Here is a 16,621-nt window from a genome sequence, read left to right on the forward strand (position 1 = left end):
GCCTAGCGCAAGTGGCAGACCGTTCGCCAAGTTTTTCCATGCTCCCACCATCGGCCCGCTAGACTGATCTTCCTACCGCCACGGACATCGGACCGTCATGGCCATCGACCTCAGTGCCGACATCGCCATCATTGGCCGCATCAACGCCGTTCCGGCCATCCTGCAAGTGATCTGCGAGACCACAGGCCTGCGTTTTGCTGCCGTAGCACGGGTCACCGAGAACAATTGGGTCGCCTGCGCCGTGCTGGACAACCTGGGCATGGGCCTGCGACCTGGTGATGAACTGGACGTGACCACTACCCTGTGCCAGGAAACCCGCAGCAGCCAGCAGACCATCGTGATCGACCAAGCCAGCCTGGACGAGCAGTACTGCCAGCATCACGCACCGCGGATCTACCGCTTCGAAAGCTACATCTCGGTGCCGGTGCTGCGCACCGATGGCAGTTTCTTCGGCACCATCATCGCCTTCGACTCACAGCCCGCACCGCTCAAAGGCAGCGCAATCCAGCCCATGATGGAGTCCTTTGCCCGGCTGCTGGCGATCCAGATAGAAAGCGAACAAAGCGCCCAGCGCACCGAGCGCGCCCTTCAGAAGGAACGGGCCATGGCCGAAGTGCGCGAGCAGTTCATCGCCGTCCTCGGTCATGATCTGCGCAATCCGCTGTTCGCCATCACCGCCGGTGCCGAACTGCTCATCCAGCGCCTGCAGGATGAGCGTAACCGTGTCATCGCACGACACATCCTAACCTCCGGCAAACGTGCCTCGCAGTTGGTGCGTGATGTGCTGGACTTTGCCCGTGGTCGCCTCGGTGCCGGCATCACACTTAACGTGCAGCCCTGCCACGATCTGCATGGCGCGCTCAGCCACGTCGCCTCGGAATTGCAGCGTGTCCATCCGCAGCGCCAGATGGTGCTGAACATCGGCGATCTGGGCGGACTGTATTGCGACCGGGAACGAGTGATGCAGCTACTTTCCAATCTGATTGCCAATGCCCTGACCCACGGCGCCCCCGATGGGCCGGTGACCATCACCGCCGCCGTACGTGACGGCAATTTCGTGCTCAGCGTGCACAACTTGGGCGAGCCGATCCCGGCGCATACCCTGGCGCAATTGTTCCAGCCGTTTTCCCGGCCGCTCTCCAACAGGCCGCAACAAGGGCTGGGCCTTGGGCTGTACATCGCCAACCAGATTGCTCTGGCCCACGGTGGGCGTATGGACGTCGTGTCCAACCCGCAGACGGGGACGCTGTTCAGTTTTCGTCTGCCTGTGGATCGACCTGGGACGCCAGCACCTGGGCCAGCCAGTTCATGAACACCTGGACTCGGCGCGGTACATGCCGCTGCCGGGCGTACAGCAACGACACCGGCATGGCTTGGGCCTGAAACCCTTCCAGCACACAGACCAGCGCACCACTGCGCAGATGGTTGGCGACGCCCACAGCGGGCACCTGGATCAGCCCCAGGCCTGCCAGACAGGCCGCCGAGTAGGCTTCGGCGTTGTTCACGGTCACGGCACCCGTCATGGCCTGGACATGCACTTGTCCGTTGCGCTCGTATTCGAACCCTGGGCTGCGCGCGCCCAGGGTGCCGACGTAATGAACCAGGCGATGCTCAGCCAGATCCTCGAGGCTGCGCGGCTCACCGTAACGCGCCAGGTACCCTGGGCTTACGCAGTTGCGCATGCTCAATTGGCCAACCGGTCGCGCCACCACGTCCAGGTCGTTCAGCACACCAATTCGCAGCACACAGTCGAAGCCTTCGCGCAGTAGATCAACCCGCCGGTCGGTGCAACTGATCTCGACCTCCAGACGCGGGTAGCGATCCAGGAACCCAGGCAGCGCCGGAATGATCACTTGCCTGGCCATCATGGTCGGCAAATCGATGCGCAAACGCCCCGTCAGATCAACATCGTCAGCACGAAACAGCCCCTCGATTTCTTCCATGCCCGACAGCAGATTCTTGCTGCGCTCATACAACAGCATGCCGTCCTGAGTGGCCTGCACACGTCGGGTGGTGCGGTTGAACAGCCGGGTGCCCAGCAGATGCTCTAGCGCCCGAATCTGCTCAGACACTGTTGATCGCGGCAACCCCAGGCTGTCGCCGGCCAGGGTGAAACTGGACAGTTCACTGACCCTGACGAAAGTGCGCAGCAGCTCCAGCTTGTTCATTGAAACGTCGCTCATTGTCCAAAACATTCGAACAGTATTTCCATAAATACCGGATTTATCACCCCTGTGCAGACCAATAGTCTGTTACCCACAGCCATCAACGAGGTAACCGACATGACCCGCAAACTCGCTTTGATCACCGGCGCCAGCCGAGGCCTGGGCAAGAACACCGCAGAACACTTGGCCGCGCGAGGCATCGACATCATCGGCACCTTCCACAGCAAGGCCGACGAAGCCCAAGCGCTCGCACGCCGCCTGGAACAGGCCGGAGTGAAAGCCGCCATGCTGCAATTGGATGTGAGTGACAACGCCAGTTTCGCGACCTTCGCCGAGCGTGTAGACCAGACCCTGCGACAGCACTTTGGCCGGGAGCGTTTCGACTTTCTTGTGAACAATGCCGGCATCGGGCTGAACGTGCCGTTCACCGAGACCAGCGAGGCCCAGTTCGACCAGTTGCTCAACATCCAGCTCAAAGGGCCGTTCTTCCTGACCCAGCGCCTGTTGCCGCTGATGGTCGATGGCGGGCGCATCGTCAATATCTCCACCGGCCTGACCCGCTTCGCCCTGCCTGGCTATGCCGCCTACGCGGCCATGAAAGGTGCGATGGAGGTGCTCACCCGCTACCAGGCCAAGGAGCTAGGAGCCCGGGGCATTCGTGTGAACATCCTGGCCCCTGGGGCGATCGAGACAGACTTCGGCGGTGGCGTGGTTCGCGACAACCAGCAGGTCAATGACTTCATTGCCGGTAACACAGCCCTGGGCCGGGTCGGTCTGCCCGATGACATCGGCGCGGCAATCGCCCTGCTGCTCGAAGACGGCAACGGCTGGATTACCGGCCAACGGCTGGAAGTATCCGGCGGCATGTTCCTCTAAGCCGGCGCTCAGCGCTGCGCCTGCTCATGAACCTGCACGCTGGCCGTCATGCCCGCGCTCAGGTTCATGCCCTCCGGGATCTGGTCAAGACGAATGCGCACCGGGATCCGTTGGGCCAGGCGCACCCAGTTGAAGGTCGGCTCGACCTCCGGCAGCAACTGGCTGTCGGGATTGCTGTTGCTGTCGGTGATGCCGCGGCTGATGCTTTCCACGTGCCCATCGATCGACTCACCTGCGCCCATCAACCAGACTTTGACCGGGTCGCCCACGCGAATGCGCGGCAGCTTGGTCTCCTCGAAATAGGCCTGGATATAAAAAGTCGAGTCGTCCACCAAGGCCATCACCGATTGCCCGGTGTTAACGTAGTTGCCCTGGGCCAGACGCAGGTTGGTGATGTGCCCGCTGCGCGGCGCACGCACTTCGCTGCGGTCCAGGTTTATCTTGGCCACCTGCAGCTGTGCCTGGGCTTCGTGCAGTTCACCACGGGCGATCGCCGCGTTGATCTGGGCGTTCTCGCGCAGCTCAGCGCTGATGGCCTCTGGGCCGAGCGCAGTACGCCGGGCCGCCTCGCGCTCACGCAGGCGCAATTGCTGGGCACGGGTTTCGGCCACAGCGCTGGCTTGGTCGTAGGCGGCCTGGAAGCGCTCGCGGTCGATGTTCATTAGCACATCGCCGGCCTTGACCTGCTGATTATCATGGACCTTCAGCTCGCGTACCCATCCGGAGACGTCCGGGGCGATGACCACCACGTCCGCGCGGACCCGTGCGTCCCGCGTCCAGGGGGTGAGCATGTAGTACTGCCAGAGCTGGTAACCGGCGAACACCGCCAGCGCCACCACACACAGGGTGACCAGGGTACGTACGGCTGTACGCATGGACTTCACTCCTTACAAAGGCCCTAGCAGGTGCACCACCAGGGACAGAACACAAACGAACAATGCGGCATCGAACAATGCTTCGTGCCAGATCCAGCGCCCCAAAGGCGTGGCCTGCACCACCAGACGCAGCAATCCGGTAAGCGCCAGGGCCATCAGCACATAGACCAGAAACGGGCTGAGCAACACGCCGCCCAGCGCCCACTCACGCAAGCCCATGGATTTCCTCCTGCCGGCGGCACCACTTGCCCCAGCTTCTTTGCAGTTGCAGCACCGCGCCAATAGCCAGGTGCAGCGGGTCGCTTGGCGGCTGGCGACGCAGGGCCTCGATGAATTGCTCGCTGGCCGCGTCCAGGCGCTGACCACGGCCCGGCGCCGGGCCGCTGGCGAGCACTGCTTCCAACTGTTGCAAGTAATGACGCTCGGCTGCAGCCAACGGCGCCTGAGCGACGGCAAGGCACATGCGCAGATGCACCAGCTCATCGCCGATATCCAGGCCGTGCAACCCATCGTCCCAACGCTTGCGCTCAGCCTCCGGCAGCTCGCTGGCGTGTCGCGCCAGCTGCATCAGACGGTCGGCCATGCGCCCGCCGAACCAGCTATCGGCTCCCCGCAGGTCACGGCGGGTCAGGCGCACCAGATCGCCCTGAGTCGCCTTGCGCAGGCGCCGACCGAGCCAGGCCGGATGACGCAGCACCAGCAGCCGAAACGCCAACACCGCCGCCCCCACACCGATCAACATGGCCTGGGCGCTGTTGAGCATGGCAGCCACATCGAAATGCATGGTGTTCAGTGGCGCCACCAGCACGATGAAATGCAGGCAATAAGAGGTCGCCGTGGCGCCTGTGCGCGGGTGCGCCATGCCCAAAGCACCGAAGAACAGCGGCACGCCCATCCCGAGGCATAGCATCGCGAAGCTGCTCCACTGTGGCAGGAGGATCTGTCCCACCAGAAACGCCACTGGGATTGCCAGGAGAATCCCGCGCAGGAAACTCAGCCCGATCTGCGCACCGTTCTCACGGCTGGCGAACAAACTGCAGACCACACAAGTGAGCACCAATCCACCCGGTGCCGCCGGCCATGCAGTGGCCAGCCAGAAACTGCTCATGGCCAGGAACGCCAAGGCGCTGCGCGACCCAAACAACAGCGCCAACGGCAAATCCCGGTGAGCGGCCAGGCTCTGGGACACTTCTTTGGGAGCCCTGCCCTGCTCCACGTCCTGCAAAGCCTGGGTCGCAGCCATGGCAAAATCCAGCAACAGAGTCAGGCGCGCCAGGCAGTAATGCTCGGCAGAGCTGATCTGCCCGTCATGAGCTGCATCCCAGAGGCGCTGGCGCAACAGCAGCAGGTTCGCGGGTTCAGGCGTGATCAACTGTGCGCGAACCTCATCCAGCCATGGCGCCAGCCGACCGGCCTCGGTCTCGTCAAGCTGGCTCCATTGGCGCCGCACCGATCGCGAAATACGCAGCAGCATCATCAATTTCTGGCTCAATCCACGAATGGCCCGGGCGCGCTGACGGCCGCGGTGTCCTTCGAACCAGGCGTGTTCGCGCTGGGCATCGATGGCAACGATTCGTCCCAGAATTTCCAACAGCCCCTTACGCGCTTCGTCTTCGCCACCGAGCATGGCACTGCACGCCTGCAGGCCGTTCTGCCAGGCCTGGCGTGCCTGGCCTGCGAGCTGCTGTTCGACCCGCAGCGGCCAGAGCAAGGCGCTGGTGGCGGTGGCGCAGACGATCCCCAGGCAGATCTCCGTGCAGCGTGCCACCGCCTGGTCGAACACTTGCAGCGGATGGTTGATCGCCGGCAAGGCGATGATCGCAACGGTATAGCCGGCCAGCACGAAGGCGTAAGCCCAGGCGCTACGTAATTGAGTGGACGCCGCCGTACACAGCGCCAGCCACAACGCCAAAGTGAGCAGGAACAACCACGGTGTCTGGGCGAACAGCCCCATGAACACCACCGACATGAACGTGCCTACCAAGGTCCCGGCCAACCGGGCCAAGCCCTTCTGCACCAGCATGCCAGACAGCGGCTGGGCCACGATGAAAGCCGTCATCAACGCCCAGGAAGGCTGCTCCAGGCCCCAACGCATGGCCAGCCACAGCGCCAGCCCCCCACCGAGCAAGGTCTTGATGGCGAACTTGACAGCGAGGGGGGTGGGAGCAAAAAGGGCCGTGAGGGTGATGGGCACGGAATCGGGCCTTGCGCAGCGGTAATGGATGAAAGATAGACAACGGCGCAAGGATAAAGCGGAATCGTTTGATTAGCTAGCTAAGCATCATTCTGGATCCACTCCCGCTCCATCTGCATCAGCAGTTACGCGGATAGCGAAAACACAGGCAAAAAAATGGGCGACCGAAGTCGCCCTAAATGCCTTGCGTGCTCGTGAATCGGGAAGGATCAGCGCGACTTGCGCTTGCTCGAGTCCTTCCAGATGAAAATGCCCAGACCGGCGAAGAACACCAACATCAACCCGACCGTTACCACACCGGCGATAACCACGTTGTCGAAGAACATGTCGGCCTCCCGTTCGTTTGCCGTTGTCCGATGGATGCAAGGTAACGAATGCGGGAGTGGAAAAAATTGACGGGCGTCAATGGTGCCCGGGGGCGGGCACGCGAGGCGTGTACAGATTTGACATGCGTCAAATTTCAGCGTTTTTTCGGCTTGCCCTTGGGCTTCTTCTTGGATTTGCCCAACGGCATGGCCTGTTCGAAGGCCTGGCGCACTTCGTTCAGGCGCTTTTCCTTGAGGTCATGGATGCGCTTGCTGCGCTCGGCATCGAAATCGATCAGGTTGTCTTGGCTCATGGCAGGCTCGACTGACAGCAGAGGCTTGCATGATGAAGCCTGACGCCGATGCTGACCAGCTCAGACTTCGATATCCACCAGCAGCCCCTGGCGCGGTCGCTCGCCCAGCGGCGATACCGGTACAGTGTTGTCGGCGTTAAGCTCATCATCCGGCACGGCGCTGAACGGCTCGTCCTGACCTTTTTGCTGACGCTGCTGTTGTTGCCGGCGTTGCTCTTCGCGCAACAACAGGGCCTGCTCCTGCGGGTCGCGCTGGTGACGCAGATCGATGGTGCCGTCGCTCGAGCTGGGCTGCGCGGGGACCACCGGCGGAATGGGCGGGGTCTGTTTGACCGGATCCTGTTGCGAAGTCACCGGTGCGGCGCTGAGCGGAATGATGGGCGGCAGCATGGAAATCGTCTCCTGTTACCCTTGTATCGGCCAACGCCCGGCCGCCTTGAGCGACCGCTCGCAAGCCCCTTCATGGTCAGGTGCCCGGAGTATAGGACACCGCCTTCATTGGACCTCGACGTCATCTTCGGTCGGCTCATCGGCCGATGGACTGGTTTCGCTCCAGGGCCGCTTGTAGACCTGCTGCCACACCGCATCCATATGATCGCGCAACACCTGCGGCGCACTCTTGAGCGAGGCGCTGTCCTCGCGCTCGCCGCCGACTGGTTCCTCACCGGCCGGCGTGATCAGTGACTGGCCGGTAATGCTGTAGACCGCCTGCCCTTCGCGCATCTCGATGGCGATGTCATGGGGATCGATACCGCCACCACAGAAGGCATGGCTGGCCACGGTCAGTTCGGCGACGCCATCTTTGTTCAGGTCGCTGACATCACTGACATCGGTGTAGAAGTCCACGTCCAGATCCAACCCCGGGCAACTGGTCTCCTGTTCAATCTGCCAGCGGGACTTGAACGCATCCGCCTGCGCGCTACGCCCATAGAGGGTGGCCTTGAGCACCACCTTGTCGACTTCCTGCTCGGTTTCGGCGTCGGTGGCCTGGCCGTCGGTTCGGCTGAGCACCAGCAGGCCTTCGCCGTCACGGTCACGGAAATGCACGCTCTTGATCGGGGTCTGCACGCCCAGCACTTCCAGCTGCTCGGCGGGAATCGGCGGCAAGGTCTCGAAGTTTTTCTGGTCACAGGCAGCCAGCAACAAACTGCTCAGGGCCAGGGAGGCATACAACCAGCGGTGCTTGGCAAGCATGGTGGCGTGGGGCCCTCGTTGTGCAACGGTATTCGTCGATGAACAGCTAGACTCTTTGGTCTAACCGGCCCTATCCGTTAACATAGCCGGCTTTTCATCGCGGGAGTTCAGGCAGTATGGCGCAGCAGTATCAACCGGGGCAACGCTGGATCAGTGACAGCGAAGCCGAGCTCGGCCTGGGGACCATCCTGGCGCAGGATGGCCGCCTGCTGACCGTGCTCTACCCGGCCACTGGCGACACCCGCCAGTATTCCCTGCGCAATGCGCCGCTGACCCGCGTGCGCTTCTCGCCTGGCGACCAGATCACTCATTTCGAGGGTTGGAAGCTGACCGTGCGCGAGGTCGAGGACGCCGATGGCCTTCTGGTCTACCACGGCCTCGACGGCCAGAACCAAGCGCGAGTCCTGCCGGAGACCCAGCTGTCCAACTTCATCCAGTTCCGTCTGGCCAGCGACCGCCTGTTCGCCGGGCAGATCGACCCGCTGTCGTGGTTCTCCCTGCGCTACAACACCTTGCAGCACACCAGCAAACAGATGCTCTCGACCCTGTGGGGTCTGGGCGGCTGCCGCGCCCAGCCGATCGCGCACCAGTTGCACATCGCCCGTGAAGTGGCTGACCGCATTGCGCCACGGGTACTGCTGGCCGACGAAGTAGGCCTGGGCAAGACCATCGAAGCAGGCCTGGTGATCCATCGCCAGCTGCTCTGCGGGCGCGCCAGCCGCGTGCTGATCCTGGTGCCGGAAAACCTGCAGCATCAGTGGCTGGTGGAAATGCGTCGGCGCTTCAACCTGCAAGTGGCGCTGTTCGATGCGGAGCGCTTCATCGAAAGCGACGCCAGCAACCCGTTCGAAGACGCCCAGCTCGCGCTGGTGGCGCTGGAGTGGCTGGTCGAAGACGAGAAGGCCCAGGACGCTCTGTTCGCCGCTGGCTGGGACCTGATGGTCGTCGACGAAGCGCACCACCTGGTCTGGCACGAAGAACAGGCAAGCCCCGAGTACGCCTTGGTCGAGCAACTGGCCCAAGTCATCCCGGGCGTGCTGCTGCTCACCGCCACTCCCGAGCAATTGGGCCAGGACAGCCACTTCGCCCGCCTGCGCCTGCTCGACCCCAACCGTTTCCATGACCTGGCCGCCTTCCGCGCCGAGAGCGAGCACTATCGCCCGGTTGCCGAAGCCGTTCAGGAACTGCTCGACGAAGGCCGTCTGTCACCCAAGGCCCACGCCACCATCGAAGGCTTCCTCGGTGCCGAGGGCGAAGCGCTGCTGGCCGCTGTCACCGACGGCGACAGCCAGGCCAGCGCACGCCTGATCCGTGAGCTGCTCGATCGCCACGGTACCGGCCGCGTGCTGTTCCGTAACACTCGCGCGGCGATCCAGGGCTTCCCGGAGCGCCAGCTGCACCCCTACCCATTGGCCAATCCGGCGCAATACCACGATCTGCCGAGCGGCGAACGTGCCGAGCTCTATCCGGAAGTGGCCTTCCAGGCCCAGGGCGAAACCAGCGACGACGAGCGTTGGTGGCGCTTCGATCCGCGGGTCGACTGGCTGATCGACACCCTCAAGATGCTCAAGCGCACCAAAGTTTTGGTGATCTGCGCCCACGCCGAGACCGCCATGGACCTGGAAGACGCTCTGCGCGTGCGCTCCGGCATTCCGGCCACGGTGTTCCACGAGGGTATGAGTATCCTGGAGCGCGACCGCGCCGCTGCCTACTTCGCCGACGAAGAGTTTGGCGCCCAGGTGCTGATCTGCTCGGAAATCGGCAGCGAAGGCCGCAACTTCCAGTTCGCCCACCACCTGGTAATGTTCGATCTGCCGGCCCACCCCGATCTGCTCGAGCAGCGCATCGGCCGCCTGGACCGTATCGGCCAGAAACACACCATCGAGCTGCACATCCCCTACCTGCAGGACAGCCCGCAGGAGCGCCTGTTCCAGTGGTACCACCAGGGCCTTAACGCCTTCCTGGCCACCTGCCCGACGGGTAACGCCTTGCAGCACCAGTTCGGCCCGCGCCTGCTGCAGCTGCTCGAAGGGGGCGACAGCAAGGCCTGGGAGGCGCTGGTAGATGAAGCCCGTGCAGAGCGCGAGCGTCTGGAAGCCGAGCTGCACAGCGGCCGCGATCGGCTACTGGAGCTCAACTCCGGTGGTGCGGGCGAAGGTCAGGCGCTGGTGGAGGCGATTCTCGAACAGGACGACCAGTTCGCCCTGCCGATCTATATGGAAACCCTGTTCGACGCCTTTGGCATCGACAGCGAAGACCACTCGGAAAACGCGCTGATCCTCAAGCCGAGCGAGAAGATGCTCGACGCCAGCTTCCCGCTGGGCGACGACGAAGGCGTGACCATCACCTATGACCGCAACCAGGCGCTCTCGCGCGAGGACATGCAGTTCCTGACCTGGGAACACCCGATGGTCCAGGGCGGCATGGATCTGGTGCTGTCCGGTTCCATGGGCAATACCGCGGTGGCGCTGATCAAGAACAAGGCGCTCAAGCCTGGCACCGTGCTGCTCGAGCTGCTCTATGTCAGTGAAGTGGTCGCCCCTCGCAGCCTGCAGCTGGGTCGTTACCTGCCTTCGGCGGCCCTGCGCTGCCTGCTCGATGCCAACGGCAACGACCTGAGCCCTCGTGTGGCTTTCGAAACCCTCAATGACCAGTTGGAAAGCGTGCCCAAGGCCAGCGCCAACAAGTTCGTCCAAGCCCAGCGCGATGTACTGGCCAAGCGCATCGCCAGCGGCGAAGCCAAGGTCATGCCTAGCCATGTAGAGCGCGTGGCCGAGGCGCAGCGCCGCCTGGCCGCCGAAGCTGACGAAGAACTGGCCCGCCTGACCGCACTCAAGGCCGTCAACCCGAGCGTACGCGACAGCGAAATCGACGCCCTGCGCAAGCAGCGCGAAGAAGGCCTGGCCATGCTGGAAAAAGCCGCCCTGCGCCTGGAGGCGATCCGCGTCTTGGTCGCGGGCTGATCTGCATCCTCGCGCAGGCTTCGCCAGCGCCTACCGTGTTTCGACGACCTGTAGGCGCTGGCGCTCACCGCCAAGCTTAGATCCGCGCGCTATTAAGCCAATATCCAAATGGTTGAAATCAAAGTGCCATTAATCAGGAAGGCTTAACCACTCATTTCTATACTGCTGCAGAACGGTCTCCACCGGCTTTTTTGGGGACGAGTGCGAACTCGACGAAGAGGCATGCAATGGAGTGGTTGGGACTGCAATTGTTCGCCAAGCTGCCAACTACCGGCCAGATCTTCCTGGACTGCCGCCATGACCCCCTGCTGGTTCTGCTGGCCTATGGGGTGGCCTGCATTGCCTGTTTCGCGACGCTGGACATGGCCGAACGCCAGAGCCAGAGCGAAGACCCCATGGCCCGACGGCAATGGCGTGTGCTGGGCGCCTGTTGTCTGGCCGCCGGCATTTGGGCGCTGCACTTCATCAGCACACTGGCCTTGCAGGCACCGGTCGATATTCGCTACGACGTGCCGATGACCGGCTTGTCACTGCTGATCGCCCTGCTCACCGCCTGGTTCGCGATGAACAGTCTCGATCGGGACGAAATGCGTCTGGGCCATTACGTGCAAAGCGCCCTGCTGACCGGGCTGGGCATCGTGCTCATGCATTTCGCGGGGATGGCGGGCCTTAAGATCAACGCCAACCAATTCTACGAACCCGTCCTGACGTTCCTGGCGCTGGCCGTCACCCTCGGCGCCAGCCTGCTGGTGCTGTCGATGGGACGTTTTTTCAGCCGAGGCAGCGGCACCCTGCATCTGGCCAGCAAGTACGCCGCCAGCCTGCTGATAGCAGGCGGCCTGATCGGCACGCATTTCATCAACATGGCTGCCATGACGCTGGTGGTTCCCGTCGACACTGCCTTGCGTCTGCCTTCGGCCGACAACAGTCTGCAATTGGGCCTGACCGTCGCCTTGATTACCCTTCTGATCAGCGGTAGCAGCATCAGCGCCGCCTTGTCCGACAGAAAACTGCAGAGCAAAGAGCACGACCTGCGTCGGGTCAATGTCCTGCTCAGCCAATTGGACCAGGCGCGCGCCTCCCTGCAGCAGGCCGCCCATTACGATGCCCTTACCAACCTGGTCAACCGCCGCGGTTTCAACCAAGTCTTCGCCGAACGCCTGTGTGAACACGCCAACAGCGAAAACCGGCTGGCGGTGATGTTCCTGGACATCGATCATTTCAAACGGATCAACGACAGCCTTGGCCACGCCGCAGGCGACGAGCTGCTCAAGGTCATCGCCGGCCACATCAAGGCCGCAACCCGTAACCAGGATCTGGTAGCCCGTTTTGGCGGAGACGAGTTCTGCATCGTCACCAGCCTCAACAACCGCGACGAAGCACGCCACCTGGCCCAGCGCATCATGCAGAGAATGAAGGACCCGATCGACCTAGGCGGCCGGCGCATGGTCATGACCACCAGCATCGGCATCAGCATCTTCCCTGATGACGGACGCACGGCCGAAGAGCTGCTCAAGAATGCCGATCTGGCGCTGTACCAATCCAAGGGTTGCGGGCGCAACAGCCTGAACTTCTTCAACAGCAGCCTGAAGACGCGCGCGACACTGGAGTTGCAACTGGAAGAAGAGCTGCGCGTGGCCCTGCTCGAAGAGCGAGGACTGTGCGTTCACTACCAGCCGATCTTCGACCTGCACAATGGCCAGGTCGCAAAGCTCGAAGCCCTGGTGCGCTGGCAGCACCCCCAGCACGGCCTGCTCAGCCCGGACCGTTTCATCGGTATCGCCGAAACCAACGGTTTGATCGCCGACCTGGACTTGTGGGTACTGCGCCGGGCGTGTCATGACCTGGCGCAGCTCAATCACCACGGCTATAGCAACCTCAAGGTCACGGTCAATTGCTCGGCGGTGACCCTTGGCCGCGAGGAGTTGCCCAATGAAGTGGAAAGGGCGCTGTTCCAGGCCGGCGTGTCCGCTCGTCAACTGGAGCTGGAAGTTACCGAGAATGCCTTGATGGGCGATATCCAGCGGGTCGTCAGCCTGCTCAAGCGCATCCGCGCCCAAGGCGTAGCCCTGTCGATCGATGATTTCGGCACTGGATATTCATCACTGGCCTACCTCAGGCGCCTGCCGCTGGACGTACTCAAGATCGATCGGTCGTTTATCCAGGACGTGCCGGGGAGCCAGAAGGATCGCGAGATTGTCCAGGCGATCATCATCATGGCCCACACCCTGCACCTGCAGGTCGTCACCGAGGGCGTCGAGACCACCGAGCAGCATGCCTTCCTCGCCGCCCACGGTTGTGATTTCCTGCAGGGCTACCTGCTCAGCCGCCCGGTGCCCCTGGCCGAACTTCAGCCGATCCTCGAGCGCCTCGACGGCCAAGCGCCAACGTTCAGTCCTTGTTGCGATACAGCTCTACCAGTGTCGCCGGATCTTTTTGCAGATACCCCTGGCTACCGTGCAAGCGCATCAGTTGCGCAGCCAGGCCACTGACCGGTGTCGCCGAACCCTGCTCGCGCGAGAATTTCACTGCGGTATCCAGGTCCTTGAGTAGCGTGCGCACATGCCACTTGATCGGCTCGAACCGACTCTCAGCCATTTGAGGCGCCAGGATCTGCAGTGGCTTGGAGTCGGCAAAGCCCCCGGCCAGGGCCTCGGCGATCAGGCGAGCGTCAACGCCCGATTGCTCGGCCAGCGCGACAACCTCGGCGATGACCAGCGCGTTGCACGCCACGATCATCTGGTTGCAGGCCTTGGTCACCTGGCCTGCCCCCACACCGCCCATGTGCGTGACCCGCTGCCCCAGGGTCAACAACACTGGGCGCACGCGCTCCAGATCCTGCGCCTCGCCTCCCACCATGATCGCCAGCGTGCCGGCCTCGGCGCCCGGAGTACCGCCGGAGACCGGCGCATCCAGCCAGGCCATGCCGCACAGCGCGGCAAGCTCGGCCGCCATCTCACGGGTAGCGGTCGGCTCCAGGCTGGAGAAATCCACCAATAGCTGGCCGGCACGTCCGCCCTGGGCAATACCTTGCTCGCCGAATACCACCTCCCGCACCACAGCCGTATCGGCCAGACACAGCAGCACGATATCCGTGTCGCGGCACAACTCGGCGGGGCTGGCGGCTTGGCGCGCACCGGCCGCCACCAGTTCGGCGCACTTTTGCCGGTTGCGGTTCCAGACCGTCAACGGGTAACCCGCCGCCAGCAAGCGCTGGCACATCGGCAATCCCATCAGTCCGATTCCGGCGAACCCCAGCGAAGGCAATGCAGTACTCATGAACTACTCCAAGCAGACGATTAAAGAAGCATGACAAACAGACGATACAGTCGCGTAATCCCACCCGTGATGGCTAGATGACATAACTTGTCCGACGGCCCACCACCCAAGGCAAATGGCGCACTATGACCCTAACAACTACTTCTGCCAATGCGGTGCCCGAGTCGTCGATCCCCTCCCCCCTGCCCACGGGTGCCGCCCGGGACCTCGCGCCGTTGCGCAGTGTGCCCACGCAGCAATACCTGTACTACACCGAACCGGACATCCAACGCATCCTCGATAATCTCGATGGCCTGCGCGATCTGGTGTTTCCGCAGAACCTGCATGCCGAGGATGAGAACCAGCTGCGCCTGGAGCAGCAGTTCCCTTCGGTGTGCTTGATCGGCCTGGGCCGCTGTGGCTCGAACATCGCCCTTGACGTGGCCGAGCTGGTCTACAACGCCCGGACATTCTTCCTCAACGAGTTCAACAACGAGGATCGGCACAAAGGCGAAACTGGCTACAGCCCAGCGCGCTGGATCCGCCAGAACCTGCGTCTGGTACAGAACAAGGCCATGAAGCCGGTGTTTCTGGTGGAGCCGCTGGTGATGCTCGGTGACCTGGACAAGGACATTGCCGGGCGCATCCGCTTCTCCCGCCAAGGCGAGCGCGGTGGATTCTTGCGTGACTACAGCAAGATGAAAATCATGGATCTGTCCGAGGTCCACGCCGGCGGGGCCGGTAATGCGCCGATCCTAGGCCAGTACCTGGCCAAAATCATCCTCAACAAGGACACCCAGCGTTTCTCCAGCGCCGACTGGAAACTGATCCACTCGTACCTGATCGACTCCTGCGGCATCAAAGCCAACCAGTCGCGCCTGTATTTCTACATCTTCAGCGCCGGCGGCGGTACCGGCTCGGGCATGGCCTCGGAATTCGGCCTGGCCCAGCAGTACTCGTACATGAACAAGACCTTCGATACCAAGCCAGCCGACGAGAACGACGGCAAGAGCGGTCACTCGTTCGTCTTCGAACCGATCTTCACCAGCGGCATCTGCGTGCTGCCGAATATCTCCGACCACCGCAGCGAGATGTCCGAGGCATTGCACATCAATGCCGGGCGCCTGTTGTGCAAGTACCTGTCGGAAGAATGGGACTTCTCGTACAACTTCGATAACGAAGACAGCAGCGAAGCCAGCGTCATGGGGCGCATCCGCCCCTGGAATGCCATGATGCTCATCTCCAACGACATCATGCGCTACGCCGAGGAAAGCGACGACGGCACGATCCAGAACATCGACGTCAACGCCATGGAGAAGCACGCCAACCAGTACATCTCCCAGCAGATCTTCAACATCCTTACGGCCCAGGCCGTGACCACCGACTACGACCAGAACTACTTCCGTCGCGCCGGCATCGACATTGGCGAAACCATTCGCCTGGACGCCAACGACCTGTTCATGAGCCTGGCAGGCCCGGTCGCCATCGCCTATGCCGAGTCGGTGGTGCCGGAGCGCCCTGCGCCGGCTTCGGACAAGTTCAAGGTGTTCGAGAAAGAAAGCCCGCGGCTGGACATCGACGATCTGTTCTTCCGCTCCATCGACCTGCCGCACTTCAACAAGCAGACCCAAGCCATCGAAGGGATCAGCCTGCTGCCGATCGAATCGCGTCGCTACCGCGCGGCGCTCGAGCAATACCAAGCCTCCGGCTATGACGCCGCGGCCCTGCATGACCTGCACTTCTTCAAGAACTGCTCCTCGGTGGTGTCGATCGTGTCGCTGCCCAAGGACTACAAGCTGTCGTACATGGACCTGAACCGGCTCAAGACCCACCTCAACAGCCTGTTCCCCAATACCACGCTCAAGCGCTACGCGCTGGTCATCGGCGCCTCGGCGAATCTGTCGCTGACCACCCTGATCGCCAAGAGTCCGTGCCTGTCGGACGACTTCCTGACACTGATCGTGGCCTTCATCAAGCGCTGCTTCGCGCGTACCCCGTACCGCTTCGACGACACGCTGGACAACGCCATCCTCGAATTCATCACCAGCGAGCACTTCGCCGAAGAACGCATCGACGACCTGCTCAACGAGTTCGAAAACCCGGCCAAGATCCTCGACACCAACTGGTACGCGATCAAACCGATGTACGAGAAGAAGTACCGCGAGTTGATCAACGACAAGAGCCGCTTCGTCTCGATCAACGACATCCGCCTGTCACGCGAGTGCGTGAAGAAAGCAGTGAAATACCTGCGCGAGATCTTCCGCCACCGGATTGGCAAGACCCGGGTCATCTCTCTGAACAACCATACCGGGCGGGTAGATTACTAACGGACCGCTTGGGGCCGCGTCGCGGCCCATCGCAGGCTTGGCCAGCTCCAGGGATTCAACTGGCGCTGGCCAAGGCTGAAGCGGGATGTGCATTACGCATGCCGTAAACTGTTACCGCCACGCCGAACCACGGCGCCGTTGTTACTTGTT

At 62.5% G+C, this 16,621-nt stretch carries 14 protein-coding genes; 5 read left to right on the forward strand and 9 right to left on the reverse strand.

Translation table 11 applies throughout. From position 1 onward, the window contains the following. The first annotated feature begins 97 nt into the window (after nucleotides 1-97). Nucleotides 98-1,312, forward strand: coding sequence for a GAF domain-containing sensor histidine kinase (locus AB1N67_RS19005; protein WP_102081852.1), 1,215 nt, complete (start codon nucleotides 98-100; stop codon nucleotides 1,310-1,312). On the opposite strand, the gene AB1N67_RS19010 is transcribed toward AB1N67_RS19005, so the two are convergent. After that, a complete protein-coding gene (locus tag AB1N67_RS19010) occupies nucleotides 1,251-2,168 on the reverse strand; it encodes a LysR family transcriptional regulator (RefSeq protein ID WP_102081851.1) in 918 nt (305 codons plus the stop codon). The genes AB1N67_RS19005 and AB1N67_RS19010 overlap by 62 nt on opposite strands. Before the next feature lie 114 nt (nucleotides 2,169-2,282). On the opposite strand from AB1N67_RS19010, the gene AB1N67_RS19015 reads away from it, so the two are divergent. Beyond that, nucleotides 2,283-3,041 carry an SDR family NAD(P)-dependent oxidoreductase gene (locus AB1N67_RS19015; protein ID WP_102081850.1) on the forward strand — a complete coding sequence of 253 codons (759 nt, stop codon included), beginning with the start codon at nucleotides 2,283-2,285 and terminating at the stop codon, nucleotides 3,039-3,041. Between the two features lie 8 nt (nucleotides 3,042-3,049). Here AB1N67_RS19015 and AB1N67_RS19020 read toward each other — a convergent pair whose 3' ends face one another. The 7 genes from AB1N67_RS19020 to AB1N67_RS19050 all read right to left on the reverse strand — a co-directional run bounded on the left by AB1N67_RS19020 (nucleotide 3,050) and on the right by AB1N67_RS19050 (nucleotide 7,923). After that, the gene (locus AB1N67_RS19020) at nucleotides 3,050-3,916 is read right to left on the reverse strand and encodes an HlyD family secretion protein (protein ID WP_070575119.1); all 867 of its coding nucleotides are present in this window, start codon (nucleotides 3,914-3,916) and stop codon (nucleotides 3,050-3,052) included. A 12-nt stretch (nucleotides 3,917-3,928) separates the two neighbouring features. Beyond that, entirely contained in the window at nucleotides 3,929-4,135 is a 207-nt protein-coding gene (locus AB1N67_RS19025) for a DUF1656 domain-containing protein (protein ID WP_043215762.1), read from the reverse strand. Continuing rightward, nucleotides 4,122-6,110, reverse strand: coding sequence for an FUSC family protein (locus AB1N67_RS19030; RefSeq protein WP_102081849.1), 1,989 nt, complete (start codon nucleotides 6,108-6,110; stop codon nucleotides 4,122-4,124). The genes AB1N67_RS19025 and AB1N67_RS19030 overlap by 14 nt, the downstream gene beginning before the upstream one ends. A 209-nt stretch (nucleotides 6,111-6,319) precedes the next feature. Next, on the reverse strand, nucleotides 6,320-6,436 hold the full coding sequence (gene ccoM, locus AB1N67_RS19035) for a cytochrome c oxidase subunit CcoM (protein ID WP_043215106.1): 117 nt from the start codon (nucleotides 6,434-6,436) through the stop codon (nucleotides 6,320-6,322). Nucleotides 6,437-6,570: 134 nt separating this feature from the next. Continuing rightward, the gene (locus AB1N67_RS19040; protein WP_090345081.1) at nucleotides 6,571-6,729 is read right to left on the reverse strand and encodes a hypothetical protein; all 159 of its coding nucleotides are present in this window, start codon (nucleotides 6,727-6,729) and stop codon (nucleotides 6,571-6,573) included. A 60-nt stretch (nucleotides 6,730-6,789) separates the two neighbouring features. Continuing rightward, entirely contained in the window at nucleotides 6,790-7,119 is a 330-nt protein-coding gene (locus AB1N67_RS19045) for an aspartate-semialdehyde dehydrogenase (RefSeq protein WP_102081848.1), read from the reverse strand. Between the two features lie 105 nt (nucleotides 7,120-7,224). Continuing rightward, nucleotides 7,225-7,923 (reverse strand): M949_RS01915 family surface polysaccharide biosynthesis protein, encoded by a 699-nt coding sequence (locus tag AB1N67_RS19050; RefSeq protein ID WP_090345079.1) that lies wholly within the window; start codon nucleotides 7,921-7,923, stop codon nucleotides 7,225-7,227. A 116-nt stretch (nucleotides 7,924-8,039) separates the two neighbouring features. Between AB1N67_RS19050 and rapA the strand changes: the two genes are divergently transcribed. Further along, nucleotides 8,040-10,886 (forward strand): RNA polymerase-associated protein RapA, encoded by a 2,847-nt coding sequence (gene rapA / locus AB1N67_RS19055; RefSeq protein WP_043215113.1) that lies wholly within the window; start codon nucleotides 8,040-8,042, stop codon nucleotides 10,884-10,886. A gap of 227 nt (nucleotides 10,887-11,113) precedes the next feature. Further along, complete coding sequence (locus AB1N67_RS19060; RefSeq protein ID WP_102081847.1) at nucleotides 11,114-13,378, forward strand: bifunctional diguanylate cyclase/phosphodiesterase; 2,265 nt, start codon at nucleotides 11,114-11,116, stop codon at nucleotides 13,376-13,378. Here the strand turns inward: AB1N67_RS19060 and AB1N67_RS19065 are convergent. Continuing rightward, a complete protein-coding gene (locus tag AB1N67_RS19065) occupies nucleotides 13,278-14,165 on the reverse strand; it encodes an NAD(P)-dependent oxidoreductase (protein ID WP_043215117.1) in 888 nt (295 codons plus the stop codon). The genes AB1N67_RS19060 and AB1N67_RS19065 overlap by 101 nt on opposite strands. Before the next feature lie 125 nt (nucleotides 14,166-14,290). Between AB1N67_RS19065 and AB1N67_RS19070 the strand changes: the two genes are divergently transcribed. Then, entirely contained in the window at nucleotides 14,291-16,471 is a 2,181-nt protein-coding gene (locus tag AB1N67_RS19070; RefSeq protein WP_043215121.1) for a hypothetical protein, read from the forward strand. Nucleotides 16,472-16,621 lie beyond the last annotated feature (150 nt).

This window comes from Pseudomonas guariconensis (assembly GCF_040822035.1).
Lineage (GTDB): Bacteria > Pseudomonadota > Gammaproteobacteria > Pseudomonadales > Pseudomonadaceae > Aquipseudomonas > Aquipseudomonas guariconensis.

Coding starts and splice junctions, on each gene's coding strand:
- AB1N67_RS19005 (WP_102081852.1), top strand. CDS start 98: ATGGCCATCGACCTCAGTGCCGACATCGCCATCATTGGCCGCATCAAC.
- AB1N67_RS19010 (WP_102081851.1), bottom strand. CDS start 2,168: ATGAACAAGCTGGAGCTGCTGCGCACTTTCGTCAGGGTCAGTGAACTG.
- AB1N67_RS19015 (WP_102081850.1), top strand. CDS start 2,283: ATGACCCGCAAACTCGCTTTGATCACCGGCGCCAGCCGAGGCCTGGGC.
- AB1N67_RS19020 (WP_070575119.1), bottom strand. CDS start 3,916: ATGCGTACAGCCGTACGTACCCTGGTCACCCTGTGTGTGGTGGCGCTG.
- AB1N67_RS19025 (WP_043215762.1), bottom strand. CDS start 4,135: ATGGGCTTGCGTGAGTGGGCGCTGGGCGGCGTGTTGCTCAGCCCGTTT.
- ccoM (WP_043215106.1), bottom strand. CDS start 6,436: ATGTTCTTCGACAACGTGGTTATCGCCGGTGTGGTAACGGTCGGGTTG.
- AB1N67_RS19040 (WP_090345081.1), bottom strand. CDS start 6,729: ATGAGCCAAGACAACCTGATCGATTTCGATGCCGAGCGCAGCAAGCGC.
- AB1N67_RS19045 (WP_102081848.1), bottom strand. CDS start 7,119: ATGCTGCCGCCCATCATTCCGCTCAGCGCCGCACCGGTGACTTCGCAA.
- AB1N67_RS19050 (WP_090345079.1), bottom strand. CDS start 7,923: ATGCTTGCCAAGCACCGCTGGTTGTATGCCTCCCTGGCCCTGAGCAGT.
- rapA (WP_043215113.1), top strand. CDS start 8,040: ATGGCGCAGCAGTATCAACCGGGGCAACGCTGGATCAGTGACAGCGAA.
- AB1N67_RS19060 (WP_102081847.1), top strand. CDS start 11,114: ATGGAGTGGTTGGGACTGCAATTGTTCGCCAAGCTGCCAACTACCGGC.
- AB1N67_RS19065 (WP_043215117.1), bottom strand. CDS start 14,165: ATGAGTACTGCATTGCCTTCGCTGGGGTTCGCCGGAATCGGACTGATG.
- AB1N67_RS19070 (WP_043215121.1), top strand. CDS start 14,291: ATGACCCTAACAACTACTTCTGCCAATGCGGTGCCCGAGTCGTCGATC.